Annotated in this window: 21 protein-coding genes and 1 pseudogene; 17 read left to right on the forward strand and 5 right to left on the reverse strand. The window is 63.2% G+C overall.

Translation table 11 applies throughout. The features are described 5' to 3' along the window. Positions 1-47 precede the first annotated feature (47 nt). Genes motA through NKI32_RS01140 form a run of 6 tightly spaced genes read left to right on the forward strand, consistent with a single transcriptional unit; the run spans position 48 to position 4,899 of the window. Positions 48-923, forward strand: a complete 876-nt coding sequence (gene motA, locus NKI32_RS01115; protein WP_023671751.1) for a flagellar motor stator protein MotA — start codon at positions 48-50, stop codon at positions 921-923. Between the two features lie 35 nt (positions 924-958). Next, on the forward strand, positions 959-1,891 hold the full coding sequence (locus NKI32_RS01120; protein ID WP_023714015.1) for a FliM/FliN family flagellar motor switch protein: 933 nt from the start codon (positions 959-961) through the stop codon (positions 1,889-1,891). A 33-nt stretch (positions 1,892-1,924) separates the two neighbouring features. After that, complete coding sequence (fliN, locus tag NKI32_RS01125; protein WP_023683477.1) at positions 1,925-2,314, forward strand: flagellar motor switch protein FliN; 390 nt, start codon at positions 1,925-1,927, stop codon at positions 2,312-2,314. A 38-nt stretch (positions 2,315-2,352) separates the two neighbouring features. After that, the gene (locus NKI32_RS01130) at positions 2,353-3,369 is read left to right on the forward strand and encodes a flagellar motor switch protein FliG (RefSeq protein ID WP_023683476.1); all 1,017 of its coding nucleotides are present in this window, start codon (positions 2,353-2,355) and stop codon (positions 3,367-3,369) included. A 13-nt stretch (positions 3,370-3,382) separates the two neighbouring features. After that, positions 3,383-4,465 carry a flagellar biosynthesis protein FlhB gene (gene flhB / locus NKI32_RS01135; RefSeq protein WP_023683475.1) on the forward strand — a complete coding sequence of 361 codons (1,083 nt, stop codon included), beginning with the start codon at positions 3,383-3,385 and terminating at the stop codon, positions 4,463-4,465. After that, the gene (locus tag NKI32_RS01140) at positions 4,462-4,899 is read left to right on the forward strand and encodes a BspJ family T4SS effector nucleomodulin (protein ID WP_023671756.1); all 438 of its coding nucleotides are present in this window, start codon (positions 4,462-4,464) and stop codon (positions 4,897-4,899) included. Before flhB ends, NKI32_RS01140 begins: the two co-directional genes overlap by 4 nt. 31 nt (positions 4,900-4,930) lie before the next feature. Here the strand turns inward: NKI32_RS01140 and NKI32_RS01145 are convergent, their stop codons facing one another. Then, positions 4,931-5,701, reverse strand: coding sequence for a helix-turn-helix transcriptional regulator (locus tag NKI32_RS01145; RefSeq protein WP_023683474.1), 771 nt, complete (start codon positions 5,699-5,701; stop codon positions 4,931-4,933). Further along, positions 5,698-6,408, reverse strand: a complete 711-nt coding sequence (locus NKI32_RS01150; protein ID WP_023683473.1) for a helix-turn-helix transcriptional regulator — start codon at positions 6,406-6,408, stop codon at positions 5,698-5,700. Before NKI32_RS01150 ends, NKI32_RS01145 begins: the two co-directional genes overlap by 4 nt. Positions 6,409-6,915: 507 nt before the next feature. On the opposite strand from NKI32_RS01150, the gene NKI32_RS01155 reads away from it, so the two are divergent. Both NKI32_RS01155 and NKI32_RS01160 read left to right on the forward strand, forming a co-directional pair. Continuing rightward, positions 6,916-9,822 (forward strand): M16 family metallopeptidase, encoded by a 2,907-nt coding sequence (locus NKI32_RS01155; RefSeq protein ID WP_353001564.1) that lies wholly within the window; start codon positions 6,916-6,918, stop codon positions 9,820-9,822. Positions 9,823-10,207: 385 nt separating this feature from the next. Further along, a pseudogene (locus NKI32_RS01160) lies at positions 10,208-11,079 on the forward strand (TMEM43 family protein). Positions 11,080-11,166: 87 nt separating this feature from the next. Here NKI32_RS01160 and NKI32_RS01165 read toward each other — a convergent pair. Both NKI32_RS01165 and NKI32_RS01170 read right to left on the reverse strand, forming a co-directional pair. Next, the gene (locus NKI32_RS01165; protein ID WP_023754997.1) at positions 11,167-12,198 is read right to left on the reverse strand and encodes a histone deacetylase family protein; all 1,032 of its coding nucleotides are present in this window, start codon (positions 12,196-12,198) and stop codon (positions 11,167-11,169) included. A gap of 24 nt (positions 12,199-12,222) precedes the next feature. Further along, entirely contained in the window at positions 12,223-12,876 is a 654-nt protein-coding gene (locus NKI32_RS01170; RefSeq protein WP_023686329.1) for a TetR/AcrR family transcriptional regulator, read from the reverse strand. Between the two features lie 277 nt (positions 12,877-13,153). On the opposite strand from NKI32_RS01170, the gene NKI32_RS01175 reads away from it, so the two are divergent. The 9 genes from NKI32_RS01175 to NKI32_RS01215 all read left to right on the forward strand — a co-directional run bounded on the left by NKI32_RS01175 (position 13,154) and on the right by NKI32_RS01215 (position 24,022). After that, positions 13,154-14,833, forward strand: coding sequence for an amidohydrolase (locus tag NKI32_RS01175; RefSeq protein WP_353001567.1), 1,680 nt, complete (start codon positions 13,154-13,156; stop codon positions 14,831-14,833). Positions 14,834-14,989: 156 nt separating this feature from the next. Then, positions 14,990-16,090, forward strand: coding sequence for an ABC transporter ATP-binding protein (locus tag NKI32_RS01180; RefSeq protein WP_031215226.1), 1,101 nt, complete (start codon positions 14,990-14,992; stop codon positions 16,088-16,090). Between the two features lie 2 nt (positions 16,091-16,092). After that, positions 16,093-17,013, forward strand: coding sequence for an ABC transporter permease (locus NKI32_RS01185; protein WP_023691712.1), 921 nt, complete (start codon positions 16,093-16,095; stop codon positions 17,011-17,013). After that, positions 17,006-17,806, forward strand: a complete 801-nt coding sequence (locus NKI32_RS01190; RefSeq protein WP_023671766.1) for an ABC transporter permease — start codon at positions 17,006-17,008, stop codon at positions 17,804-17,806. The genes NKI32_RS01185 and NKI32_RS01190 overlap by 8 nt, the downstream gene beginning before the upstream one ends. Positions 17,807-17,829: 23 nt before the next feature. Continuing rightward, entirely contained in the window at positions 17,830-18,864 is a 1,035-nt protein-coding gene (locus NKI32_RS01195; protein ID WP_023671767.1) for an ABC transporter substrate-binding protein, read from the forward strand. Positions 18,865-18,926: 62 nt separating this feature from the next. Then, positions 18,927-20,123: a serine hydrolase domain-containing protein gene (locus NKI32_RS01200; protein ID WP_352802893.1), complete on the forward strand. Its 1,197-nt coding sequence runs from the start codon at positions 18,927-18,929 to the stop codon at positions 20,121-20,123. A gap of 33 nt (positions 20,124-20,156) precedes the next feature. Further along, positions 20,157-21,338, forward strand: a complete 1,182-nt coding sequence (locus tag NKI32_RS01205) for a serine hydrolase domain-containing protein (RefSeq protein ID WP_353001571.1) — start codon at positions 20,157-20,159, stop codon at positions 21,336-21,338. 114 nt (positions 21,339-21,452) lie between these two features. Next, positions 21,453-23,774, forward strand: a complete 2,322-nt coding sequence (locus NKI32_RS01210) for a Tex family protein (RefSeq protein ID WP_353001573.1) — start codon at positions 21,453-21,455, stop codon at positions 23,772-23,774. A gap of 65 nt (positions 23,775-23,839) precedes the next feature. Further along, positions 23,840-24,022, forward strand: a complete 183-nt coding sequence (locus NKI32_RS01215) for a hypothetical protein (RefSeq protein WP_023820690.1) — start codon at positions 23,840-23,842, stop codon at positions 24,020-24,022. Positions 24,023-24,033: 11 nt separating this feature from the next. Here NKI32_RS01215 and NKI32_RS01220 read toward each other — a convergent pair whose 3' ends face one another. Beyond that, a complete protein-coding gene (locus NKI32_RS01220; RefSeq protein ID WP_023686321.1) occupies positions 24,034-24,945 on the reverse strand; it encodes a LysR family transcriptional regulator in 912 nt (303 codons plus the stop codon). Between the last annotated feature and the right edge of the window lie 14 nt (positions 24,946-24,959).

Genomic DNA, 24,959 nt, shown 5'->3' on the forward strand with positions numbered 1-24,959 from the left:
GCACGGGGGCTATCGGTTAGGCCTGACGTGATGCGGAAGGATCTGGCGTGGGCATTCTGATCGGACTTGTGGTGACGCTCGGCTGTGTTCTCGGCGGCTTCATGGCGATGGGCGGCCATCTGCATGTGCTGATGCAGCCTTGGGAAGCGGTGGTCATCTGTGGCGCCGCACTTGGCACCTTTCTCGTCGCCAACCCGATGAAGACGGTCAAGGACACCGGCAGGGGTATCCTCGAAGCGTTCAAGCAGGCGGTGCCGAAAGAGCGCGACTATCTGGAGACGCTGGGCGTGCTGCACAGCCTGATGCGCGAACTGCGCTCGAAGTCGCGCAGCGAGGTCGAGGCGCACATCGACAATCCGGAGGAGTCGGCAATCTTCCAGGCGTTCCCGACCGTGCTCAAGAACCACGACCTGACGAATTTCATCTGCGACTACTGCCGCATCATCATCATCGGCAATGCCCGCTCGCATGAGATCGAGGCGCTGATGGACGAGGAAATCCAGACCATCAAGTCCGACAAGATGAAGGCTTACCATGCGCTGGTGGCGGTGGGCGATGGTCTGCCGGCGCTCGGCATCGTCGCCGCCGTGCTCGGCGTGGTCAAGGCGATGGGCGCGCTCGACCAGTCGCCCGAAATCCTCGGCGGCCTGATCGGCGCTGCCCTTGTCGGAACCTTCCTCGGCATCTTCCTGTCCTATGCGGTGGTCGGGCCGGTCGCCACCAAGATCAAGACGGTGCGCGAGAAGAAGAACCGCCTCTATATCATCGTCAAGCAGACGCTGCTTGCCTACATGAACGGCGCCCTGCCGCAGGTGGCGATCGAGTTCGGTCGCAAGACCATCTCGTCCTATGAGCGGCCGACGATCGACGCCGTCGAGCAAAGCACGATGAACACAGCTTCCGCCGAGAAGAAAGCGGCTTGAGCCATGCATGACGACAGACAGGACCGCACGCCGTCATGACAAGTCCTGGCAGCCCCTCGCAAGCCCGCTCGCTGATCATTGAGCGTCTGGTCGGTGACAGCGGTGAGGCCGCTCATGTCATCGGCACCGGGCGCTCGATGGGCGAGCGCGCCCTGCCGCTGCTGCAGAAGAGCCTGGCCGGCGAACTCGGCGCACCGGTCACCGTCGACCTGCGCGCGGTCGAGATCAGCCGTGTTCCCGATGCCCGCACGAATGCCGGCGATGCCTTTGCCATGGCCATCATAGCATCGCCGACGTCTTCGGATGCGATGACGCTGGTGGCTGATGCGCCGGCCATCGCCGTGATGGTGTGCGCGCTGTTCGGCGGCGATCCGGATCAGCCGGTTTCGCCGATCGAGCGCGCTCTGTCGCAGATCGAGACCGATGTCGCGACCACGGTCTTCCAGGAAGTTGCGCAGGCGTTGAACGGATCGGGCCGGCGCTCGCTCGAGCTGCGGCTGCCGGTGCCGCGGGCGCTTTCGGGCAGCGAAGCCAAGCGCCGCGTGCTGCGCGATGGCGCGGCGGTGCGCATCGTCTTCGGCATCTCGACGCCGACCGACAGCGGAACGGTCACGGTGATGATCCCGCAGCGCATCCTGCTGGCCACACGCGGTATCGCCGATGTCCACGACAGCGAAGGCACGACCTCCGACTGGCGGGCACGTTTTTCCGAAGAGGTCATGCGCTCGACGGTGACGCTCGAAGCGACCATGCCGCTGGCCCGCCTGACGCTCGGCGATCTCGCCGGTTTCGAGCCGGGCCAGATCATCGAGTTCGAGGAAACCGCGCAGTCGCAGGCCAAGCTGAGCGCGCGCGACAAGACGCTGTTTGTCTGCGAGTTCGGTAAACTCGGGCAGAACTACACCGTCCGGATCAGGCATCCTTACGATGCCGGTCAGGATTTTATCGATGGGCTCATGCCGGGCTGACGCCGGGCAAGCCCAAGCATTTGGAGACGACTGATGGCCAAGACCAAGGTGGAAGCCAATATCGACCAGCCGGACGAACAGCTCGACCGCGCCATCGAGGAATTGCGCGGCGTCCTCCAGGAGGAGGAAAAGCGCCCCGACGCCGCCTTGCGGGCTGCCACGTCCGGCGCCAATTCCAACATCATCATGAGCATCCCCGTCGATGTGCAGATCATCCTCGGCAGTACGGAAATGCCGGTGTCGGACCTGATGGCGCTGCAGAAGGGCTCGACGGTGGCGCTCAACCGGCGCATCGGCGAACCGGTCGATGTCGTGGTCAACGGCCGCAAGATCGCGCGCGGCGAGATCACCGTGCTGGAAAGCGATCCGTCGCGCTTTGGCATCAGGCTGACCGAAATTATCGCGGCGACCAAGGGCGCTTGAGCAATGAATGACATGCGGTCTCAGCAGGAGCGGATGCCATGACGACGCCGGTGACGCTCACGCGCCCGCAAAAGGCCGCCGCCATCCTGGTGGCGATGGGCAAACCTTCGGCCAGCCGGCTGCTGAAATTCTTCAAGCAAGAAGAACTGAAGGCACTGATCGAAGGGGCGCGGCTGCTGCGCACCATTCCGCAAAGCGACCTCGAACGCATCGTTGCCGAATTCGAGGCCGAGTTCACCGAAGGTGCGGGCCTGCTCGATTCCGCCGACCGGATGGACACGATCCTCAATGAATCGCTGTCGCCCGAAGAGATGAGCGCCATCATGGGCGACAAGCGCTTCGAGGTTGCGCCGGAAGGGCCACCGCCGATCTGGCCGGAGCTGGAAAAGCTCGAACCGACGCGTCTGGGCACATTCCTTGCCGCCGAGCATCCCCAGACCGCGGCCATGGTGCTGTCGAAGCTTGCGCCGCAAGCCGCCGCCAACATTTTGCTGACCATGGAAAAGCCGATGCGCAGCGAGATCATCAAGCGCATGGTGACGATGGCGACCATTCCGGACGCGGCCACCAGGATCATCGAGAACCAGCTGCGCGCCAGCGTGCTGGCGCAGACCGCGACCAAGGATATCTCGGCGGGACAGGCGCGCGTCGCCAGTATGCTCAACGAGATGGACAAGCCTCAGTTGGAAGAGGTCATGCAGGATCTGGAAGAGGCCGGCACGCCGGACCTCGGCGGTGTTCGCTCCAGGTTGTTTGCCTTCGACGATCTGCCGCTTTTGACGCAGAAGGCGCGGGTGCTTCTGTTCGACGGGCTGTCGACCGAACTGATTACGCTGGCGCTGCGCGGTGCGGCGCCCGCATTGACGGAATCGGTGCTGTCGGCGATCGGCGCACGGTCGCGGCGCATGATCGAGTCCGAGCTCGGCCAGGGCTCGGAAGGCATTCAGCTTGCCGACATCATGACGGCGCGCAAGAACATCGCGGTGGCGACAATCCGGCTTTCGCGCGAGGGGGCTTTCGAACTGCCCTCATCGCAGCAGAGCGAAGCGGCTTAACGCCGAGCGCTGAATGGCTGAAGCGGCGGACAAAGACTCCAAAACCGAAGACGCGACCGAAAAGAAGATCCGCGACACCGTCGAACAGGGCAAGCTGCCCCATTCGCGAGAGGCCGCACTTCTGGCGTCCTTCATCGCCATACTGGTGTTCACCGTCTTCTACGCCAAGGACGCGGTCGTTGATCTCGGCATGTTCCTGTCGATGTTCCTGGAAAAGCCCGAGGCGTGGCCGATGGACACCGAGACCGACGTCATCGCGCTCTACAAGACCGTGATGATGGAAATAGGCAACGCCGTCGTCAGCCTGCTGGTGCTGCTGGTGGTGGCCGGCATCGGCGCCTCGGTGCTGCAGAACATGCCGCAAGTCGTCGGCGAGCGGATCCGGCCGCAACTGTCGCGCATCTCGATAGCCAAAGGCTGGACCAGGATGTTCGGCATTCAGGGCTGGGTCGAGTTCCTGAAATCGCTGGGCAAGCTCGGCTTCGCCAGCATCGTGCTCTACTTCACGCTATCGCAGGACTACCGCCAGCTCCTGGCCGGCATGATCACCAACCCCGTCGCTTTCGGCCTCGTCATCAAAAGCATCACCGTCGACATATTGGTGGCGATCGTCTTCGTCATGGGGCTGATCGCGGCGGTCGACGTCGTCTGGTCGCGCTTCCACTGGAAGCAGGATCTGCGGATGACCAAGCAGGAGGTCAAGGACGAGTTCAAGCAGTCCGAGGGCGACCCGATCATCAAGTCGCGGCTGCGCTCGCTGGCGCGCGACCGGGCGCGCAAGCGGATGATGACGGCGGTGCCGCGCGCGACGCTGATCATCGCCAATCCGACGCACTTTTCCATCGCGCTCAGATATGTCCGCGACGAGGATTCAGCACCCATGGTGCTGGCCAAGGGCCAGGACCTTGTGGCGCTCAAGATTCGCGAGATTGCCAAGGAGCACAACATCCCGATCTTCGAGGACGTGGCGCTCGCCCGCTCCATGTACAAGCAAGTTTCGGTTGATAGCGTGATCCCGTCGCAATTCTACCAGGCCGTCGCCGAACTGGTGCGGATCGTCTACTCCAAAAAGGCTGAGCGGAGACAAATTTCATGAACCGCCAACCGCACGCAAAATCCCGCGAACTCATCGTCGCCAAGGCCATCGAGCAGGTGGTCGACGAGTTGCGGCTGATCGACGTCGCCGACTACATCGCCTTCATCCGGCTCGAGCATTTCGCTTGCCTGTCGGATCTGGTGGATTCGGCTGTGGAGCTTTTTTTCCTCCCAGGCACGCTCAGGCTCGGCCATGGCGGAGAGGCACATGTCGACTGGAGCGGCAGCCCGCGCATCGTGCTCGATCTCGAGCTTCGGCCGCCGGGCGTCACCGTCTATTTCCAGCTGACGCTGAGCGAGGAGAGGTCTTCGGTCGCGGTCAACTATGTGTCGTTCGAAAAGCCCGGGGAAGACCCCGAGCACAACACCGCTTTGCTGGAGACGGTGATCGAAGAGGCGCGAATCCGCAGGACCGAGCCGCTCGCCTATCGCTGATCTTTTGTCTTACTCCAACTGCCAGACGCGATCACTCGATCAGCCCCAGCCGCAGCGCCTTGGCCACCGCCTGGTTGCGGTTGACCGCGTTGAGCTTCTGCGTCGACTGGGTGAGATACTGGTTGGCGGTGTGGACCGACAGCTTCAACAGCCTGGCGATCTCTTCGCTGGTGTTGCCGTTGGCGGTCAGCTTCAGGCACTCCAGTTCACGCTTGGAGATCGACCGCATCCGGCCGGCATCGTTCGGACGAATGCGGGCGACGGCGGCGAACAGCGAAAAACAGCGGGCGTGGATTTCGTAGAGCGTGTCCTCCGGCAAAGCGATCGTCGAGCCGAGGAACACCACCAGCCCGCAATGGCCGCGATCGGCATGGACGGGAAAGCCAATGCCGTTGGTGCCCGGCGCCAGCGGCTCCGTCCGCTCCGCCCAGGCGAGGTTCTTGAAGACGGCGTCCGAGCCGGCGATGCCGTCATCGGCCCACCAGCGCGGCGCTGTCGAGGCGCCGCTGTGGCGAACCATCTCCTCACCGTTGGCGCCGGCAATGAATTTGGTTGTCACCGCGGTGGCGGGATAGTCGGAATCGAAGCTCGGCACCAGGCGCGCCCGTTCCGGCGAGGGGCTGACGAAGTAGAGGCCAAACGCCGACGCGTTGATGTCGACGGCGATCCAGCGGCAGCGGCGCACCGCGTCCGGGATGGTAACGGCATGGTGCGTCTCGGAACCGATGGAGAAGGCGCCGAACGGATTGCGCTGCTCGTTGAAAAGGGCTTCGGCCGCCGCCTTGATGTCAGCATGTTTCAAATGATGCCGCTCCTGATCGCCGTGGCGATGGCCATCGCGCGGTTCGACGCCGCGAATTTCTGGATGGCGTGGGTGATGTAGCTGTTGACGGTGTTGGACGAGACCCCGAGGATCACTGCGACCTCATCGGTGGTTTTGCCTTCAGACACCCAGAACAGGCATTCGCGCTCGCGGTCGGACAGCGGGTCCTGCATGGCGACGGCGGCGATCAATTGCGGGATGGCGGACAGCGCGTAACAGCACTTCAACTGAGCCTTCATCAGCGCCGGCTGGTCGATACTGCCGGCCTCGGCCGCCGAGAAAAGCGCAAACAGCCGCTGGCGGCCGACATTGAGCCGCAGTGAATAGACTTCGGCATGTCCAAGCACGTCGAGCAGGCGCGCCTCTTCGCCTGTGAGCAGTCCGCCGGCGTCGGGTGCCGCGGCGGCGACCAGGGGCCTCGGGCGGATGCCAGGTGCAACGGTCAGCGGTCCCTGGGCAAGGCCGGCGATCAGCCGCTTGCCGATCAGTTCAATGGCGTCGAAGATCCAGTTGGATGAGACGATGCGGGCGTCGTTGCGGTCCTGGTCGTGGACGATGGCGACGAGCATGTAGCTGTCGGCGCCGATCTCGGCGGCAAGCTGCATGAAAAAGGAGGTGAGATCGCCGCGCGATTCGAGGCGCGAGCCTAACGTATCGGATTGGAGAAGCGCGGCGGAACTGCTCATTGGATGCTTTGGTTGTATGTCATGGCCGGAGTCTTTTCTTGAGCCCGGACGCTGGGGTTAGCAGCGGCCGAACTTGAAGACGCATCACGTTTACGAAGCACTCACACGGCGCGGCGGTCGCGCTGATCGCCGAATCCATTCAGGGAACGCGAAGCCGTCCGCGTCTGGTGCCGGTCATTGGCCGGAACTTGAGACTTTGGGTGGTCGCCGCGCCCCCCAAGGACCGGCTGATTCGGGTCTAATCTACCCGCAGATGAATCCGACATCAAACGCGATTTGACAAAATCAATATTATTGGACTCAAGCGACTCAGGGGCGGCTTTCGCGGCCTTTTCCGCTGCAAAAGGCCTGAAACGCCGACACGAAAAAGCCAGAGGGTGTTGCGATACTGCCGTATCGAGGGCCGATCGATTCCGATAGGGTCTCGGCAGCCGGCAGGGGTGGGCATCCCTTCGGTCATACGGCGGATTTGGCGGCGCTTGCTCGCGGCCATCAGCATCGGGGGTCATGATGAAGCAGGTTTTCCTGGCGTTCACGGTGGTGCTTGCGGTTCTTGCCGGCATGGCAGCGCCCGCCAAGGCTGAGCCGACCGTTACCTATGCGCTCGACAACGGGCTGCAGGTGGTGCTGGTGCCCGACCATCGCGTGCCGAAGGTGGTGATGAACCTGCGCTACCGCGTCGGGTCGATGAATGAACCCGCGGGACGCTCGGGCTTTGCGCATCTGTTCGAACATCTGATGTTTTCCGGCACGCCGGCCTGGCCGAACGTGTTCGGCGCGCACGCCGCGCTCGGCAACGAGATCAATGCCTGGACCACCGAGGACGGCACGGTTTATTATGTCGACGGGCTGTCGTCGTCACTGCCGATGATCTTGTCGCTTGAGGCAGACCGCATGGCCAATCTCGGCCGCTCGGTGACTCAGGCCAAGCTCGATCTGCAGCGCTCGGTGGTCAAGAACGAGATGCGCCAGAACGTGCTCGACAAGGCCGGCGCATCCGGCTGGGAAGCTTTCTGGTCCGGGCTGTTCCCGAAGCCGCATCCCTATAGCCGCATGGTCATCGGCTCGGTCGCCGATCTCGATGCGGCGACGCTCGACGATGTCAGGGGTTTCTTCAACAGCTACTATCTGCCCAACAATGCGGTGCTGGTGCTGGTCGGCGACTTGGAGATCGACGACACCAAGGCGCTGATTGCCGACACGTTCGGCCGCGTGGCGCGCGGCGCCGATGTGGTGCGGCCCGCCGTGCCGGCACCGACGCAGGCCCGGCTCAAGCTGGTGCTCGAGGATCGTGTGCCAAGCCCCATCGTCGTGGTCGGCTTCAGTGGCCCGGTGGCGCAGTCGCCCGACAATGGTGCGCTCAGCATTGCCGCCGAACTGCTCGGCAACGGCGAATATGGGTTTTTGCGCAACCGGCTGGTTTCGCAGTTGGGCATTGCCACCTATGCCAGCGCGAGCTGGACCGGCGGTCTGCTCGGTGGCCGCTTTACCTTCGAGGCGGGTGCCGCCGAAGGTGTGGCGCCGGAAGCGCTGGAAAGCGCGATGAAAACGGCGTTCGCGAATTTCCTGAAGACCCCGCTCGATCCGGTCGATGTCGAGCGTGCGCGCACCGGCATCTTGCAGGCAGCGCGGCTCGGCAGCGAAGCACTGAAGGATCGCGCCGGCGTCGTCTCCTACAATGCCGACGTGCTCGGCGATGCGCAGAGCGCGCTGGTCGACGCCCCGCGGGTGAAGGACGCCAGCGTGGCGGATGTCGAGGCAACGATGAAGCGGCTGTTGAAACCGGAAGATGCCAGCGTACTGATGCTGAAGCCCGGCCCGCGGGGCAGCTATCCCGATGCACTGATCGGCTCGTCCGGCACACCGCAGCCGTTCACCGCACCGGAGCGAGCGGCGATCGACATTCCGAAGCATGCGGCCGGGCAAGCGCCTTCGGCAACACTGCCCGCCATGGAAACGGCGACGCTCTCGAATGGCATCAAACTCGTCCACTACACAATGCCGGAAGCGCCGATGGTCTATGTCGCGGCCAGTGCCGCCGGCGGCTGGAACAGCGTGCCGGAAGGCAAGGAGGGATTGCTGGAGCTTGCAGCAAGCATGGCGACACGCGGGGCCGCCGATCGCGGCTCGGCTGATTTCGCCAAGGCGGCCAGCGACATCGGCGCCGGCGTCAGCCACCAGGCCGGAACGCTGACCACGATGATGACGCTTGGCGTGCCGCCGGAAAAGCTCGACCAGGGTATTGGCCTGCTCGCCGACGCGGTACTGAAGCCTCGTTTCGACAAGACCGAATGGACGGTGCTGATGGCGCAGACGGTCGACTGGCTAAACGCCCGCGAGGCGGATCTGCCCGGCGTTGCCGGCCGCATGGCAAAGGCGACGCTGATCCCGCAGGTGCCGGGCAAGGCAGCGGTGGACTGGTCGGCAAAGGCGCTGACCTCGATCTCGCTCGACGAGGCGAGGGACGCATTCAAGGCGGAGTTCACGCCGAAGGCGGTGACCTTCTACAGCGTCGGCCCGATGCCGGTCGCGACCGTCGCCGCCAGCCTTGAAAAAGCATTCGGCGCGTGGACAAGCGACACCGCCGGCTATGCCGTCGAGCCGTCGCCGGCGGCGCATTTCAACGGGGGACAGAAAGTGCTGCTGGTGCCCGAACCCGGCGCCAGCCAGTCGGCGCTGTTCGTGGCGCGGCCGGCGCCCGGCACCGACGAGAGCGAGCGCGCTGAATCGACCGCGGTCTCCAACCTGCTTGGCGCCGATTTCTCCAGCCGGCTGAATTCGGTGATCCGCGAGGAGAAGGGCTACTCCTATGGCGTGTCGAGCTATCTGATGAGCCCGATGAAGGTCGGCTCGGGATTGGTCGTGGCAACCACCGTCGAGCGCGCCAACACCGGGCCGGCGATTACCGAAATCCTGAAAGGATTTGCCGGCCTGACCACCTTGCCGGTGGCGCACGACGAAGTCGACCGCACGGTGACTGTCTATCGCCGGGCGCTGGCTGGATCGGCCGAGACGTCGGCTGGTCTGTTCTCCTCGCTGATTGGCGCGGTCGGCAGCGGATCGACGCTGGAGGACCAGCAAACCCGCATGGCGGCGCGCACAAAGCTGACGCTCGATGCGGTTCAGAAACAGGCGCTGGCCCTGGCGTCGCTCGATCCGTCGCTGATCGTGGTGGCGGGCGACCCCGATGTGGTGATGCCGCAGCTTGCCGCGATCGGCCTCAAGGATGTCGAGATCGTCAAGCGTGACGAGGCTGGTGAAGAGACGGCGATGCGGGCGCTCGATCTTCTCGGGGGCAATCGCCAGGCGCCGCTGTCTGCCTCGCCGTGGCGGGTTGGCGATGGCGGCACGACACGGGCGGTGCACGCCTGCGCCGGCGACAGGGATTGCGGCGCGCAGATCCACGCCGATTGACGGGTTAAACACGCGGCCGCCGGCCGCGTTGTAATTTTGGGATAACTTTGTTTCGGGGGAAACGATGAGCGATTCATTTCGGGAAGTCACATCCGTCTCGTGGTTCGGGCGGATCAAGCGCGCGGTCGGCGGGGTCATCTTCGGCCTTATCCTGATCGTGCTGATGGTGATCGGGCTGTTCTGGAACGAAGGCCGCGCCGTGCAGACGGCGCGCTCGCTGGCCGAAGGTTCTGGAGCGGTGGTTTCGGTCGGCGCCGACAGCGTCGATACCGCCAATGACGGCAAGCTGGTTCATGTCAGCGGACTGGTGACGGCGGACAGCGGCCTGGCGGATCCGGATTTCGGCATTGCGGCGCAAGGGCTGCGGCTGTCGCGCAGCGTCGAGATGTATCAGTGGAAGGAAGAGTCCAAGTCGGAGACGACCAAGAAGCTCGGCGGTGGCGAAGAGACGGTGACCACCTACAGCTATTCCAAGGTGTGGGACGACAGCCAGATCGACTCGTCGGACTTCAGAAGCCGGACGGCCACCAGAATCCGCCGATGGAAATCCACGGCCGGACCTTCCAGATTCCCGAGGGCAAGCTTGTCGCCTTCGATCTCGATACGCCGGTGCTGGACCGTATCGAGGGTGACAAGGACTATTCGCTCTCAGCCGACCAGTCGGCGGCGATAAAGGCTGCCTATACCGGAACGAAACCGCTCAGCATCGTCGATGGCAAGATTTTTCTCGGCAATGACAACACGACGCCCGCTTTGGGTGACTATCGCATCGGCTACGAACTGGCGCCGCTGGGCGTGATCAGCATCGTCGCGCGCCAGGCCGGCAGCCGCTTCGAGCCCTACCAGACGCAAGCCGGCGATGCGCTGCTGATGGTCGATACCGGCAACGTCCCGGCCGAAAAGATGTTCGCCGACGCCGTCAGCGCCAACACGCTGATCACCTGGCTGCTGCGCGGCGCCGGCTTGCTGTTGCTGACCATAGGCTTTGCGCTGTTCCTCAGCCCGATCGGGGTGATCCTCGACGTCATACCCTTCCTCGGCAGCATGGCGCGGATGGGCACCGGCATCATCGCCTTCGTTCTGGCGATCCTGGTCGGCACGGTGACGATCGCGATTGCCTGGTTCTGGTACCGGCCGTTGCTGGCGCTCGCCATCCTGGCGGCAGGCGTGATTGCGGCGGTGATTGTCTACCGCATCGGCCGGTCGCGAAGGCCAGCCGTTCCGGTGGTTGCACCCAACCCGGCTGCGGCCGCCTAGATGGTCGGGGCGGCCGGAGCCGCCCCATATCTCCTTGGCGCAATTCCGGCCGGAAAACCGCCTCACACTTATCCTGGAATTGCTTTCCTATTTGTCCTCGAAGCCGGTGAGCACGCCGACGGCGTTGATGCCGATCTCCTCGACGGCGTAGCCGCCTTCCATCACGAACAGCGTCGGCAGGCCGAGCTTGGCGATGCGATGGCCGATCTTCGGATAGTCCGGGCTTTTCAGCTTGAACTGGCTGATCGGGTCCTTCTCGAAGGTGTCGACGCCGAGCGACACGATGACGATATCGGGGGCGTAGGCGGCGAGCTTGGCGCAAGCGTCCTCCAGCGAGGCGTTCCAGGCGTCCCAATTGGTGCCGAAGGGCATGGGATAATTGACGTTGAAACCTTCGCCGGCGCTGGCGCCGCGTTCATCGGCATGGCCGAGGAAGAACGGATACTCCACCATGGGATCGCCATGCAGGTTGAGAACCTGCACGTCGGCGCGTTCATAGAAGATCTCCTGCGTGCCATTGCCGTGGTGATAGTCGACGTCGAGGATCGAGACGCGTTTTGCGCCCTGATCGAGGAACCACTGCGCGGCGACCGCGGCATTGTTGATGTAGCAGTAGCCGCCCATGAACCCGGCACCGGCGTGATGGCCGGGCGGGCGGCAGAGCGCGAAGGCCGACCGCTCGCCACCCTTGACCAAGGCCGCCGCCGTCAGCGCCACGTCATAGGACGATTTGATCGCGGTCCATGTGCCTTCGACGAAGGTGGCGCCGGCGTCGAAGGAATAGTAGCCGAGCAAGGCGTCGACGCGCTTGGGTGGCACGTCGCCGCGCAGGCCGCGCGTCGGCCAGGTGAAGGGCATCGCCGTGCCCTCGAAGCCGGCGGCCTTCCACGCCGGCCAGACGGTGGGCAGGAAGTCGATATAGTCGGCCTTGTGGATGCGCTTGGCCGCGGTGAGATCATGCTCGACCGGTCCGAGGATCGGCCCCAGCTTCTCGCTCTCGACCCGCGCCCTGATGAACTCGGCCCGCGACGGCTTTTCGAAACCCGGCACGATTGCCGACGTGACCAGTTCCATCTGGCCGGCATGGCCGGCATGAAGCGGCGAATAGACAGTCTTCATGAATTTCCTCTCGAAATAGCGAAATCAGTCAAGGTTGAGATAGGGGGTGACCAAAGCGAGCCACATTCTTTCCACATCGTCCTCGATGAGGTCGTATGTCTTGCGATCCCGCTTCAACCCCACAAGCCGGCAGGCGTGCCCGACATCCATCATCAGCACGCCGAGCCGGCTGGCGATCTTGTCTTCAAGGGCCGGGTTCACATGCTGCAGCCACGCGGCGTAAAGCGCGATGATCTGCTCGTCATATTCGTCCTGGATCGGCCTGAGGTCGGCATTGCCGGATATCGCCTCGATCACCGGCATCAGGGTGGCGTTTTCGAGATATATTCTGGAGGTATCGATGAAGAGCTTGCGCACCTCCTGCCGAAACTCGTCGCGGTTGGTGGGTGGGGTGACCTCGATGCGCCTGGCGATCACCTCGGGAAACGACGACAGCCAGCGCCGGGCGAGGTCGAGGAGAATGGCTTCCTTGTTGGGAAAGTACTGGTAGACCGAACCGACCGACAGGCCCGCGCGCCGGGCAATGGCGAGCGTCGTCGGCGTCTTGGTTCCCTGCTCCCGCGTCAGGATCAAAGCCGCATCGAGTATCCGGTCGACCACCTTGCTCGACCGTTCCTGCCGCGGCTGCTTGCGCGGTTCGAGCGCCATCCTGGTTTCGCGGCTGAGACTGCGCTTCACGGATTGATGCCTTCGTTCCCTGCCGGTTTCAACACAGGTCCCGGTCTCAACATTGGCGTGGTGTGTTGTCCACAATACATTCGAAATTCGGCACGTTGACAAACGCGAATAATTAGTCGCATTCTTTTATCCACGCTGTTTTGAGAGATCACAAGGGGAATTTCGAAGCAGCGCACTGGCATCAGTCTTCGTCCGATAACGCCGCTCCAGCGGAGTGGCAGCTTGTCGGACAAGAGGGTTGTCGGTCTCAGCCAGTCGTCAAAAGCGCGGAGTCGCGATGTCTGTCACGGGTGCGGGTCAAAATGCTGATCTGATCGTCATCAATGGTCGCGTGCGGACCATGGACGATGACAATCCCGCCGCCGAGGCGATTGCCGTCAAGGACGGCGCCATCATCGCCATCGGCAACCACGCCGCCATCGAAAAACTCAAGGGAACGACCACAGAGGTGATCGACGCCAAGGGCGGTTCGGTCCTGCCCGGTTTCATCGAAGCCCACATGCATCTGTTCTCGGGAGGGGCCGAGCTCGCGCATCTTCAACTCGGCGGTATCCATGGCTTCGAGGCGCTTCAAAGCGCCATCCGCGACTACGCAACGACGCGGCCCGAGGCGAAAATGCTTGTGGGCCAGGGCGTCGACTACACCGTGCTCGGCGACGAGCGGGTGACACGCCATCATCTCGACGCCATCCTGCCCGACCGCCCCTTCTGCATGGCAGCGCCCGACCACCATACGATGTGGGCCAACACCAAGGCGTTGGAGATAGCCGGCATCCTGAAGGGACGCACGCTCGGTCCGGGCAACGAGATCGTGATGGGTGGCGACGGCCTGGCCGCGGGCGAATTGCGCGAGGGCGAGGCCTTCGGTCCGGTGCTCGACCTTGCCGGCGAAAGCCGGGTGCGGCTGGGGCTGTCGACCGGCGGTGAGCCCGACCCAATGCCGTCGGCCGCCGAGCGGGCCGCTGACCGTGACATCATGCGGCGCGGGCTTGCATGGTGCGCGCGCCACGGCATCACCTCGATCCAGAACATGGACGGCAATCTCTACCAGCTCGAACTGCTTTCCGAGATCGAGGGCGAGGAGGGATTGCCCTGCCGCGTCAAGATCCCGTTCCACTACAAGAATTTCATGACGCTCGACATGCTCGAGAAGGCGTCCGTCATGGCCGAGCGCTACCACAGTGAGTGGCTGTCATCGGGCATGGTCAAGGTGTTCTATGACGGCGTGCTCGATTCCTGGACCGCTGTTATGGTCGAACCCTATGCGGATCGTCCCGACTGGGTGGGCGAGCCGCTGTTCACGCCGCAGCAATTTATCGATCTCGCCGTGGCTATCGACAAACGCGGGCTGCAGATCGCGGTGCACTCGATCGGTGACGGCGCGGTGCGCGCAGTGCTCGACGGTTACGAGGCGGCGCAGAAGCTCAATGGCAAGCGCGACAGCCGGCACAGGGTTGAGCACATCGAGGTCACCACAGCAGCCGACGTGCCGCGTTTTGCCGAACTCGGCGTCATCGCCTCGATGCAGCCGTCGCATCCGCCCGGCGCCATGGATTTTCCACTGGAGCCGACGGTGTCACGCATCGGACCGGCCCGCTGGCCGCTGAGCTATGCCTGGCGCACCCTGAAAAGCGCCGGCGCCCATGTCGTGTTCGCCTCGGACTGGCCGGTGGCAGCGATCGACCCGATCCTGAGCATTCAGGCGGCAGTGCAGCGCAAACCATGGGCAGAAGGCGATCCTGACCAGAGTTTCTCGCTGCAGGAAGCGATTGCCGCCTACACGGTCGAGGGCGCCTATGCCGAATTCGCCGAGCATCGCAAAGGCGTTCTGAAACCCGGCTACATGGCGGATCTGGTGGTTTTGTCGGCCGATATCGAGAAGACGGCGCCGGCCGATCTGCACAAGCTGCGACCGGTGACGACGGTCTGCGGTGGCAAGGTCACCTACCAGGCCTGACAATGGCATGCGGCTTGCACAGCTTGCCGCTTGCAAGACGAAATGACTGACTGAACTGTGATTCAATGCCGGACTTGCCAACCTACCGGCCGTGTGGTCACATCGAACAGGGGAAAAACTCCGCCAGCAAGAGCGGGGTCAACAGTGAGGCGTATCGTGCCGGAAAAACCGGATCGGAATGCAATTGAAGTCGTAAACGTCAGTAAAATTTTCGGATCGGGTGAGGGGCAGGTCGCTGCCCTCGATACGGTCTCGGTATCCATCCGCGAGAATGAGTTTTTTACACTGCTGGGACCATCCGGCTGCGGCAAGACCACGTTGCTGCGGCTGATTGCCGGCTTCGACTTTCCAACCGCCGGCGAAATCCTCCTCTACGGCCAGGACATCGCGCCGTTGCCGCCCTTCAAGCGACCGGTCAACACCGTCTTCCAATCCTACGCGCTGTTCCCGCATATGACGGTCGCCGACAATATCGGCTTTGGCCTGGAAATGCTGGGCAAGCCGAAGGCCGAGACCAAGGCGCGCGTCGCCGAGATGCTGAAACTGGTGAAGATGGAGGCGCTGGCGGGCCGCCGCACCAGCCAGATCTCCGGCGGCCAGCAGCAGCGCGTGGCGCTCGCCCGGGCGCTGGCGCCGCAGCCCAAGGTGCTCCTGCTCGACGAACCGCTCTCGGCCCTGGACTACAAGCTGCGCAAGGAAATGCAGATCGAATTGAAGCGGCTGCAGCACGAGACGGGCATCACCTTCATTTTCGTCACCCACGACCAGGAGGAAGCGCTGACCATGTCGGATCGCATCGCGGTGATGTCGTCGGGCAAAATCCTGCAGGTCGGCTCGCCGCGCGACATCTACGACCGGCCGGCCGAGCGTTTCGTCGCCGACTTCATCGGCGAGTCGAACTTCCTCAAGGCGGATGTGGTTAGCGCGACTGGTGGCCGGGCGACGGTGAAGCTGCCGTCTGGTGTGGAAATCCCAGCCTCGCTGCCGGAAGGCTTCAGCCCCAGCGGCAAGGTCACCATCGTCGTGCGTCCAGAGCATGCGCAGTTGGGCACGGCCAGCCCGAGCGCTTCGCTGTCCGGTACCGTCGAAAACATCGTCTATCTCGGCACCGACACGCACTTCCATCTGCGCCTTGCCGGTGGCGAGCCGTTCATCGTGCGGCGTCAGAACAGCCGCGGCGCCGGTGACGGCTTCGTGCAGGGCGGCCAGATCGGCATCACGATCGGCAACGACGCCGCGCAAGTGCTGAAGGACTGATCATGGCGACCGCGGAACAAGTCGCCAAGGCAGCGGAGCGACGCGATGTGCGCGACCGGTGGCTGCTGTCAGCGCCAGCCTTGCTGGTGATCTTCCTCGCCGCGACCGGCCCCTTGCTGATCGTGCTGATCTACTCGTTCCTGACGCCTGGCCCCTATGGCGATGTGAAGTGGCAGTTTTCGCCCGATGCCTGGCTGTCGGTGTTCATGGAACGCGACATTTTCGACGATACGCTTTCGCTTGCGGCAGCGCATGTCACCATCTTCTGGCGCTCGATCAAGCTGGCGGTGATAACGACGATCGCCACTTTGGCATTGGGGTTTCCAACCGCCTATTTCATGGCGACGCGGAGCGAGAAAACCAGGGATCTCTGGCTGTTCCTGATCACCATTCCGTTCTGGACCAACCTTCTGATCCGCACCTTCGCCGTGCTGCAGATCATCCGCAACGAAGGCATCATCAACACCATCCTTATCAAGCTTGGTATCGTCTCAGCGCCGGTGCAGATCCTCTTCACCGACACGGCGATCCTGATCGGCATGGCGTATGTCTACCTGCCGCTGATGGTGCTGCCGATCTATGCCAGCATGGAGAAGCTTGATTTTCGCCTCGTCGAGGCGGGCTACGACCTCTACGCGACCCGTTTCAAGGTATTGCGGAAGATCATTTTCCCGCTGGTCAAACCCGGCGTCATTGCCGGCTCCATCCTGGTCTTCATTCCAGCCCTTGGCGCCTATGTGACGCCGAGCGTGCTTGGCGGCGGCAAGAATATGATGCTGTCCAACCTGATCGAATTGCAGTTCGGCCAAGGCCGCAACTGGCCGCTCGGCTCGGCGCTGTCGATCACGGTGATGATCATCGTCATGGTGGCGCTGCTTGCCTATGTGCGCAATGCCGGCAAGTCGGGGGCGCGGCATGGCTAAGAACTTTTCCATCAAGCACCAGACCGGCTTCACGGTGATCGCTGCGACTTGTTTTATCGTGCTCTATCTGCCGATCATCGTGCTGGTCGCCTATGCCTTCAACGCGGCGAACTCGACGTCGGAATGGGGCGGCTTTTCGATGCGCTGGTTCCAGTCGGCTTGGCAGAACGTGCAAGTTATCGACGCGACGCTACGCTCGTTCCAGATCGGCGCCGTCGCTGCGGTGCTGTCGACAATCTTTGCCACCATGGCCGCGCTCGCCACCACGCGCACCGCGTCCTATCCGGGCCTCACCTTCAAATATGCGGCGATCAACCAGCCGCTGATGGTGCCCGAGATCGTCACCGGCGTGGCGCTGCTGATCTTCTTCTCGCGCATCAAGATCTTCACCGGCTATTCCGGCATTGGCTATCTGATCGCCGCGCACACGGCGTTCTGCATCCCGTTCGCCTATCTGCCGATCCGGGCGCGGCTGGAAAACATGGACCTGACGCTGGAGCGCGCGGCCGCCGATCTGTACGCGACGCCTTGGAAGACCTTCCGCCGCATCACGCTGCCGCTTTTGTGGCCCGGCATACTGGCCGGACTGATGCTGGCCTTCGTCATCTCGCTCGATGACGTCGTCATCACCGAGTTTGTCAAATCGGGCGGCCAGGATACGCTGCCCACCTACATGCTCGGCCAGATCCGCCGCGGCATCACGCCTGAGATCAACGCGATATCGACCGCCTTCCTGCTGCTTTCGGTCGCGATCGTCACGTTGTTTTTCTTCGTCAGCAGGAAAAGAGACTGAACCGACAAATGGGAGCTAAAACCATGAACTGGAAAACAACGACAGCCGCCATCGGGTTGGCGCTGCTCGCAACGACGAGCCTGGCCCGCGCCGATGGCGAGCTGAACATTTACAATTGGGGCAACTATACCAGCCCCGATGTGATCAAAAAGTTCGAAGCCAAATACAACGTCAAGGTGACGATCACCGATTACGATTCCAACGATACGGCGCTCGCCAAGGTACGCCAGGGCGGCACCGGCTTCGACATCGCCGTTCCGTCGCAAACCTACGTGCCGATCTGGATCAAGGAGGGCCTCGTGCAGGAGACCGATCCGGGCAAGATGGAGAACTTCAAGAACGTGGCGCCGGAATGGGCCAATCCAGACTTCGACCCCGGCCGCAAATATTCCGTGCCGTGGGCGCTGGGCACCGTCGGCGTCGTCGTCAACACCGATGCCTACAAGGGACCAGCCGACAGCTGGGGCATCATCTTCAACACGCCGGACGAGCTGAAGGGCAAGACCAATGTCGTTCCCGAGATGAATGACGTTATCTTCGCGGCGATCAAATATGTCGGCGGCCAGCAGTGCACCGACGACAAGACGGTGCTGAAGAAGGTGCGCGACACGCTTGTCGCGGCCAAGCCAAACTGGATCGCCATGGAATACAACACCATCGAAAAGATGGGCGCCGGCGACTTCAAGGCGACCAGCGACTGGAACGGCTCGGCGCTACGCCAGCGGTTGGCCAATCCGGCCATCCACTACAATTATCCGAAGGAAGGCTACGGCCTGTGGAGCGATAACGTCGTCGTTCTCAAGGAAGCCAAGAATGTCGAGAACGCCAAGCTGTTCCAGAACTTCATCATGGATCCGGAAAACGCGGCCGGCCTCTCGGCCTTCCACCGTTACGCAAACGCCATTACCGGCTCGGACAAATACATGCCGGCCGATATGAAGGATGCGCCGGAAGTCGTCATTCCGGAGGCTGCGAAGGCACAGGGCGAATTCCAGAAGATGTGCGCGCCTGAGATTCAGGACATCTACACCAAGATCTGGACCGAACTGCAGAAATAACCGCAGTCTGACAGACCCGGCGGCATGCGCCGCCGGGTCTTTTCTTTTCCGGAATGGCTTTCATGGACTCCTATCGCAACAGCGATCCTCGGCCGCCGATCATGCAGGGCTCGCCGCCTCAAATGGTGCTGCCGAAGCTCGACTGGGACCGGCCGCCATGGAATCGCTGGGCCTTCCAACACATCCGCGAATTCCTGCCGACCATCGAGGTCTGGCGCGGTAATGGCCATCGCCATCGTCTTGAGCGCGCAGAGACCGATCTCGACGCGCTGCCGGTGGAAGACAGCAAGGGCCGTCCGACGACGCTCGTTGGCCTGCTCGACGAGACCTACACGGACGGCTTCCTGGTGCTCAAAGACGGCAAGGTCGCCTATGAGCGCTATTTCAACGGCATGGCCGAGCGCACGCTGCATCTGTCGCAGTCGATGGCGAAGTCGGTAACAGGCACCGTGTTCGGTATTCTGGTTGGGCGCGGCTTGATCGACCCGGCCAAACCGGTGACCGCCTATCTGCAGGAGCTCGGCGCGACCGGCTGGGACGGCGCCAGCGTGCAGCATGTGCTTGACATGACGACGGGTGTTCGCTTTTCCGAGGAATACACCGATCGCTATTCCGATATCGGCCAGGTCGATGTCGCCACCGGCTGGAAGCCGGTGCCGCCGGACAGCGATCCGGATTTCCAATGGCCGCCGCATCTGTTCGAGTTGATCCTGCAGCTGAAGGACAAGGTGCGGCCGCATGGCGCCGCGTTCGAGTACCGCTCGATCGAGACCGACGTGCTTGCCTTCATCATGGAGCGGGTCACCGGTAAACGGCTGGCGCAGTTGGTGTCCGAGGAGCTGTGGCAAAAGCTCGGCGCCGACGAGAGCGCCTGCTTCACGGTTGACAGCGCCGGCTATGCGCTGGCCGATGGCGGCTTCAACGCGACGCTGCGAGACTACGCCCGCTTCGGCCAGTTGATCCTCGACAATGGCCGCGGCATCGTGCCGGCCGACTGGATCGAGGCGACGCGCAACGGCAGGCATGCGCCGGATTTCAATCCGAGCCTGCCGGAGGGCAGCTACCGCAACCAGTTCTGGATCGAAAACCCGCGCTCACGCGCACTGATGTGCCGGGGCGTGTTCGGGCAGATGATCCATATCGACTGGGACACCGGCATGGTCGTGGTCAAGCTTTCAAGCTATCCGGATTTCAGCAATGTCGCCTATTCGGTGGCAACGCTGAAGGCGGTGCACGCCATCGCCAAGAAGCTTGGTTGACCCACAACAAATCATCCCTCCGAGGAAACGTTCATGACTGGCAAGACTGCGTTCGAGATCCGCTACGGCTTTGCCCGTAATGAGGTGCTGCTCTCCAACTGGCGCGAAAACCCCTTCAACCGCTGGTCATTCCAGAACCTTGGCGAACTGGTGCCGACCGCTCCCGTGGGGGCGACGCCGGGAAGCGTCGAAGCGCCGGTGCGGGACCTGAGCGGCCTGCTCGGCGAAAAGGTTTCGATCGCCAGCGCCCCGGAAACGGTGGCCGAATTCCTCACACGTTCGAGCAGCGACGCGCTGACGGTGCTGAAGGCTGGCAAGGTCATCGGCGACTGGTTTGCGCCCATTATGGATTTCGGCGCCCGTCACATCGTCTTTTCGATCAGCAAATCGGTCACCGCCATCATCGCCGGCATATTGGAAGGCGAGGGCGTGTTCGACCCGGAAGCGCCAGTGACGGCCTACATTCCGGAAGCCGCCGGCTCGGCCTATGCCGATGCAAGCTGCCGGCATGTGCTCGACATGAGCGTCAGCCTCGATTTCGAGGAGGCCTATCTCGATCCCGAAAGCGCCTTTGCCCGTTACCGCCGCGCGACGCTGTGGAATCCGGGCGGCGGCACTGAAAGCTTGCGCGAATTCATTCTGACCTTGCAGCGGCTCGAAGAACCGCATGGCAAAACCTTCCGCTACCGTTCGCCCAATTCCGATCTGCTCGGCCTGCTGCTCGAACGAGCTTCCGGCCAGCGCTTCCCCGACCTGATGCGCGAGAAACTGTGGCTGCCGCTGGGTGCTGTCAGCGAGGCTTCGATCGGCGTCGACATGGAAGGTACGGCGCGCACCGCCGGCGGCATTTCGGTGACGCCGCGCGACCTGGCGCGTATCGGCGAGATGATGCGGCAGGGCGGCACGGCCAATGGCCGGCGCATCGTGCCGGAAGGCTGGGTGCGCGATACGACCGTTGCCGGCGGCAGCGCGGAGGCCTGGCAGCGCGGCACGATGGTGCATCTGTTCCCGAAGGGCCGCTATCGCAACAAGTGGTACCAAACGGGTGCGGCAAACGGTGCTTTCTGCGGCATCGGCATCCATGGCCAATGGCTCTACGTCGATCCGAAGACGGAAGTGGTGATTGCAAAAATGGGGTCGCAGCCGGTGCCTGAAGATTATCCGCTCGAACGCGAGATCGTTGCCTTTTTCGAGGCGCTGAGCGGGATGGTCTGAGGACGAGCCAAGGCAAGGCGCTTTCCTGTGGACCTCTTTGACGCTTGAGAACACTGCGGTTGGCGTGACGGACATCAGCGCCTATGGTCGCCGCTCTTTGCGACAGGGACCAGCATGGCAGCAGACAGCAAACGCATCGCATCCATCATCGCGGCAGAGATCGGGGCGCGGCCGGAGCAAGCATCAGCAGCTATAGGGTTGCTCGATGAGGGCGCGACGGTGCCGTTTGTGGCGCGCTACCGCAAGGAGGTCACCGGCGGGCTCGACGACACCCAATTGCGCGACCTTGCCGAGCGATTGGCCTATCTGCGCGAACTCGATGCGCGCCGCGATACCATTCTCGGTTCGATCCGCGAGCAGGGCAAGCTGACCGAGGAACTTGAGGCCAAAATTGTGGCTGCCGCCACCAAGGCTGAACTGGAAGACATCTACCTGCCCTACAAGCCCAAGCGCCGCACCAAGGCCGAGATCGCCCGGGAGCGCGGGCTGGGGCCATTGGCGGAGGCTATTTTGGCCAACCGGTCGTTGGTGCCCGCCGAGGCGGCGCTGGCTTATGTGACCGAGGATTTGACCGACGCCAAGGCCGCACTGGAAGGCGCACGCGACATCCTGTCGGAACAGTTCGCGGAAAATGCCGATCTGGTCGGCAAGCTTCGCACCTACATGAAGGAGCGCGCTTTCATGCGTGCCCGTGTCGTCGACGGTAAGCAGGAGGCCGGGGCGAAATTCTCCGACTATTTCGAGCATGTCGAGCGCTGGGCCAATGTTCCGAGCCACCGTGCGCAGGCCATGCTGCGCGGCCGCAACGAAGAGGTGTTGTCGCTCGACATAGAGGTCGATGCCGACGATGCCTCGCCGGTGAAGCCGGTCGAGCGGATGATCGCCAATGCCTACGCCATCGGCGGCAGCCTGCCGGGCGACCGCTGGCTGATGGAAGTCGTCGGCTGGACCTGGCGGATCAAGCTTTCGCTGCACCTGACGCTCGATTTGATGCGTGACCTGCGCGAGCGGGCGGAGGAAGAGGCGATCCATGTCTTTGCACGCAACCTCAAGGATTTGCTGCTGGCAGCGCCCGCCGGATCGCGGCCGACCATGGGGCTCGATCCCGGCATCCGCACCGGCGTCAAGGTCGCGGTGGTAGATGGCACCGGCAAGGTGCTGGCGACGACGACGGTCTATCCATTTCCGCCGCGGAACGATGTGCGCGGCACGCAGGCGGAACTCGCCAAGCTCATCCGCCTGCACAAGGTCGAGCTGATCTCGATCGGCAACGGCACCGGCAGCCGCGAGACTGAAAAGCTGGTCGCCCACATGCTGTCCGACATGCCTTCGGATGGTGGGCCAAAGCCGCTCAAGGTGATCGTCAGCGAAGCCGGCGCCTCGGTCTATTCGGCCTCCGCGACAGCGGCGGCTGAGTTTCCCGGGCTCGACGTGTCGCTGCGCGGTGCGGTGTCGATCGCCAGGCGCCTGCAGGACCCGCTCGCCGAACTGGTCAAGATCGAGCCGAAATCGATCGGCGTTGGCCAGTACCAGCATGATGTCGACCAGTACCGGCTTGGCCGCTCGCTGGAGGCGGTGGTGGAGGACGCGGTGAATGCTGTCGGCGTCGATCTCAACACCGCCTCGGCGCCGCTTTTGGCCCGCGTGTCAGGCCTAGGCGCGTCGCTTGCCGATGCCATTGTCGCGCATCGCGATGCGACCGGGCCGTTCGCCAGCCGCAAGGGACTGCTCAAGGTGGCGCGGCTTGGACCGCGCGCGTTCGAACAATCCGCAGGCTTCCTGCGCATTGCCAATGGCAGCGAGCCGCTCGACGCCTCGTCGGTCCATCCGGAAGCCTATGGCGTGGCCAAGAAGATCGTCGCTGCCTGCGGCCGCGATGTGCGCTCGCTGATGGGCGACAGCGCAGCGCTCAAGGCGCTCGATCCGCGCGTCTTCGTTGACGAACGGTTCGGCCTGCCGACGGTGCGCGACATCATTGCCGAGCTGGAAAAGCCCGGCCGCGACCCGCGCCCCGGCTTCAAGACCGCAACCTTTGCCGATGGCATCGACGACATCAAGGATCTGAAGCCCGGCATGCTTCTGGAAGGCACCGTCACCAATGTCGCTGCCTTCGGCGCCTTCGTCGATATCGGCGTGCACCAGGACGGGCTGGTGCATGTCTCGCAACTGGCCGATCGTTTCATCAAGGACGCGCATGAGGTGGTGAAGGCCGGCGACGTGGTGAAGGTGCGGGTCGTCGATGTCGACATCAAGCGCAAGCGCATCGCGCTGTCCATGCGCAAGGACGGCGGCGAGGGCGGGACGCCGAAGGGGCCGCGCGACAATGGCGGCGGCAAGCCGGCGCAACCTTCGCCGATGCCGCGGCGTCAGCCGGAACGACCGGCACAGCAAGGCGCGTTTGGCGCAGCACTGGCCGATGCCTTGAAGCGGAAGTAGCCTCGAATGGTTCCTTGCAATCGCTAGAGCGTTATCTACCATCCTTGTGTGGAGATACGCGCGATATGGCAAGTTTCGAGAAAGTGAGTGTCCAAGAGTTGGGGCGTCTTTGGGACGAGGGCATGGCGAGTGGCAGTTCGGTCGATGGAGACCAGGCTTTCGCCCGGATCAAAAGCAAGCTCGATGCGAAAGTTGCCGAACGCAAGTCGCAAAAACGCTGCGCTTCCAGCCGGAAACCGTGCCGATGAAGCGGAAGTAGCTACCAGGCCAGAACGGCCGGTTCCTTCTCAACCTGGCCCAGCAGCCAGTCGCGAAAGCTGACGACGGGCGGGTGGCCGCGCTTGTCGTTCGGGACGACGAGGTAGTAGGCGCTGCGGCTTTGCATCGGCTGTCCCGGCGCCGGAACGAGCTGACCGCGCTGCAATTCGCCGGCGATAAGAACTTGCGGCAGGAGCGCGACGCCAAGCCCCGCCATGCAGGCTTGGGCAACGGTGCCGAATTGCTCGAACTGCATGCCGGGTCCGATCGGTGCGCTCAAGCCCTGTTCCTCGAACCATTCGCCCCAGGCCCCGGGACGCGTCGCCATGTGCAGCAGCGGCAGGCGGCTGATGTCGGCCGCCGTGGTGATATCGCGGCTGGCAAGGAAGTCGGGCGAAACCACCGGCATCACGGTTTCGCGCATCAACAATGTGGAATCGGCGTCCGGCCAGTCGGGCTGGCCATGATGGATGGCGGCGTCGAGCCGCTCGCGGGCGAAGTCGAAGCGGCCGATGCGGGTGACAAAGTTGATGGTGATGTCAGGGTTTTCTGCGACGAAATCCGGGATCAGAGGCATCAGCCAGCGCGTGCCGAAGGTCGGCAGTATGGCGAGGTTCAGCATGCCGCTATGCCGATTGCTCATCAATCCGAGCGCGGCGTCGCGCAATTGCCCGAGTGCCGCCCGCACGGCTTCGGCATAGATTTCGCCCGCCGTGGACAGCCGAACATTGCGGCTGTCGCGCTCGAACAGCCGGCGGCCGAACTGTTCCTCCAGAAGGGCTATCTGGCGGCTGACGGCCCCTTGGGTCAAATCGAGTTCCTGGGCGGCAGCGGTGAAGGAGCCAAGGCGGGCCACGGCCTCGAAGGCGGCAAGGGCGCTGGTGCTGGGCAAAAGCCGGCGTTGGACGTTCATGATCCATTACTAAA

The sequence above is a fragment of the Mesorhizobium sp. M0761 genome (assembly GCF_040320205.1).
Taxonomy (GTDB): domain Bacteria; phylum Pseudomonadota; class Alphaproteobacteria; order Rhizobiales; family Rhizobiaceae; genus Mesorhizobium.

Excerpts from the sequence above, each read along its gene's own strand:
- NKI32_RS01150 (WP_023683473.1), bottom strand. The coding sequence starts at position 6,408 with ATGAGCAGTTCCGCCGCGCTTCTCCAATCCGATACGTTAGGCTCGCGC.
- flhB (WP_023683475.1), top strand. The coding sequence starts at position 3,383 with ATGGCTGAAGCGGCGGACAAAGACTCCAAAACCGAAGACGCGACCGAA.
- NKI32_RS01165 (WP_023754997.1), bottom strand. The coding sequence starts at position 12,198 with ATGAAGACTGTCTATTCGCCGCTTCATGCCGGCCATGCCGGCCAGATG.
- NKI32_RS01130 (WP_023683476.1), top strand. The coding sequence starts at position 2,353 with ATGACGACGCCGGTGACGCTCACGCGCCCGCAAAAGGCCGCCGCCATC.
- NKI32_RS01120 (WP_023714015.1), top strand. The coding sequence starts at position 959 with ATGACAAGTCCTGGCAGCCCCTCGCAAGCCCGCTCGCTGATCATTGAG.
- NKI32_RS01205 (WP_353001571.1), top strand. The coding sequence starts at position 20,157 with ATGACTGGCAAGACTGCGTTCGAGATCCGCTACGGCTTTGCCCGTAAT.
- NKI32_RS01190 (WP_023671766.1), top strand. The coding sequence starts at position 17,006 with ATGGCTAAGAACTTTTCCATCAAGCACCAGACCGGCTTCACGGTGATC.
- NKI32_RS01215 (WP_023820690.1), top strand. The coding sequence starts at position 23,840 with ATGGCAAGTTTCGAGAAAGTGAGTGTCCAAGAGTTGGGGCGTCTTTGG.
- NKI32_RS01210 (WP_353001573.1), top strand. The coding sequence starts at position 21,453 with ATGGCAGCAGACAGCAAACGCATCGCATCCATCATCGCGGCAGAGATC.
- NKI32_RS01220 (WP_023686321.1), bottom strand. The coding sequence starts at position 24,945 with ATGAACGTCCAACGCCGGCTTTTGCCCAGCACCAGCGCCCTTGCCGCC.
- NKI32_RS01195 (WP_023671767.1), top strand. The coding sequence starts at position 17,830 with ATGAACTGGAAAACAACGACAGCCGCCATCGGGTTGGCGCTGCTCGCA.
- NKI32_RS01200 (WP_352802893.1), top strand. The coding sequence starts at position 18,927 with ATGGACTCCTATCGCAACAGCGATCCTCGGCCGCCGATCATGCAGGGC.
- NKI32_RS01175 (WP_353001567.1), top strand. The coding sequence starts at position 13,154 with ATGTCTGTCACGGGTGCGGGTCAAAATGCTGATCTGATCGTCATCAAT.
- NKI32_RS01185 (WP_023691712.1), top strand. The coding sequence starts at position 16,093 with ATGGCGACCGCGGAACAAGTCGCCAAGGCAGCGGAGCGACGCGATGTG.
- NKI32_RS01140 (WP_023671756.1), top strand. The coding sequence starts at position 4,462 with ATGAACCGCCAACCGCACGCAAAATCCCGCGAACTCATCGTCGCCAAG.
- fliN (WP_023683477.1), top strand. The coding sequence starts at position 1,925 with ATGGCCAAGACCAAGGTGGAAGCCAATATCGACCAGCCGGACGAACAG.
- NKI32_RS01155 (WP_353001564.1), top strand. The coding sequence starts at position 6,916 with ATGATGAAGCAGGTTTTCCTGGCGTTCACGGTGGTGCTTGCGGTTCTT.